Genomic DNA, 1,606 nt, shown 5'->3' with positions numbered 1-1,606 from the left:
GACTGGAAGGCTTCGGCGGCCTGCTCTTCGGTGGTGCTCATGGCAGTTCCTTCCTGAGAGTGGGGGCGGGACCCCTCCTTACGGATTGCGTGCCGGTTCGGGGTTCTGTGGCGTCGCGTCCGTTCCCGGCAAGACAATGACAACGTGCGCGCTACGCTCTGTGCTAGCTCGAATGCGGACAGTTACGATTTTCTGGCGCGCGGGAGCGCGACCGCCGACCAGCCGGGGGTGAAATGTTTCCTGCCCGAACACGTGACCCTTCGGTCGGGAACGGTCAGAAGGCAGTCGGACGCCGATCGTTCTAGCGACTGATCGCACTTCAAACCACGTGCCGCAACTGTCCAGATCGTGCGATCAGGGAGGAGGAGCTGTCGGGTAATGACTCGGTGCGCCTACAACCACCGGTCCCGCCAACGTAACGGAGCCCCCACGGAGGGGACGCAAGACCCCCAGCCCACCCGGAAAAGGACCGTGCGACGACGAGCCGAGGCACGGCTTATCGTGGAGCGCTACGCCTCACAGGCCGCGCTCGATACCGCGTTACGGGCGCGTCGCTGACCCCTCGGTCGGCGACGCAGCGTTGGCGACGATTGCCTGCAGTGCGGCGACATGGCCGTTGAACGCGTCCCGTCCGGCGCTCGTCAGCCGGGCGCGGACCTTGCGGCGGCTGCCGTCGAGGCGGCGCTCCGTGGAGACGTAACCGGCTTCCTCAAGCGTCGCGAGTTGCTTGGAGAGTGCCGAGTCGGACAGTCCGAGACGGTCCTTGAGGAAGGTGAAGTCCGCCCAGTCGGCCGCGGCCAAGGTCGCCACCAGCGACAGGCGCGTGCTGGGGTGGATCAGCTCGTCGAACCGTGCGCCCGTCATGCCCGCGCCCAACGCCGCAGTACGCGCAGGATCTCCGGTCCGCCGAATCCCACGACCGCCGCGACCAGCGCCGCCGCCCACATGGCCGCGTGGTCCGCGCCGTCGGCGTCCAGGACGAGCGCCGCGAGGATGGTGAGGGCGACGAGTGCGATCAGCATGCCGACCACCACCAGGGGGATGCGGCGGCTCGCGAGCGCGGCACCGACCTGCAACTGGCCAGTGCGACGGCGCCCGTTGAGCAGGCCGGACGCGAACGTGCCGTGGGCGGCGCCGAAGACCGTGGTCGCGGTGCCGGCCACCCACGGTGTCGTCCAGGTGCCGAGCGCGCCCAGCAGCAGCCAGCCGGCAGCCATGGCCCACCAGTAGCCGCGGGGCAGTCCGACCTCCTCGGCCACCTGGCTGCGGGCGTGATCGACCGCGGCCAGCGCGGCACGGGCCTGGTCGGAAGCGATGTTCTCCACGATGGACCTTCTCTTTCCTGTCGGGAAAGTCAGAGTTCCACTTTCCCGATAGGAAAGTCAATGCTTTGGCGCCACTGACTTTCCAGTCGGGAAAGGGAAGCGCCCCGGACGTCGGCGCGACCATCTCGGCGGCCCACCTGGTCCGCGGTCCCTGTGGCGAACTTTCCGGAAGAGGCTGCGGGCGATCGAGGACGACTCCGCCTGCTTCCCTTGGGAGCTACGCCGACATGGGGGTTGTCAGGTGCTGTGAGCGGGGCTGTCGTTGCTGGAGGGTGCGGTGG

Annotated in this window: 2 protein-coding genes; both read right to left on the bottom strand. The window is 68.4% G+C overall.

The window, feature by feature from the left end; translation table 11 throughout:
* Positions 1-540: 540 nt before the first annotated feature.
* Entirely contained in the window at positions 541-864 is a 324-nt protein-coding gene (locus tag ACJA3G_RS36620) for a winged helix-turn-helix domain-containing protein (protein ID WP_406557333.1), read from the bottom strand.
* The gene (locus ACJA3G_RS36615) at positions 861-1,325 is read right to left on the bottom strand and encodes a hypothetical protein (protein ID WP_406557332.1); all 465 of its coding nucleotides are present in this window, start codon (positions 1,323-1,325) and stop codon (positions 861-863) included. Before ACJA3G_RS36615 ends, ACJA3G_RS36620 begins: the two co-directional genes overlap by 4 nt.
* Between the last annotated feature and the right edge of the window lie 281 nt (positions 1,326-1,606).

This window comes from Streptomyces sp. YS-3 (assembly GCF_045257485.1).
Lineage (GTDB): Bacteria > Actinomycetota > Actinomycetes > Streptomycetales > Streptomycetaceae > Streptomyces.
The sequence above is the reverse complement of the archived record's forward strand: the minus strand, read 5'-3'. Positions and strand labels throughout refer to the sequence as shown.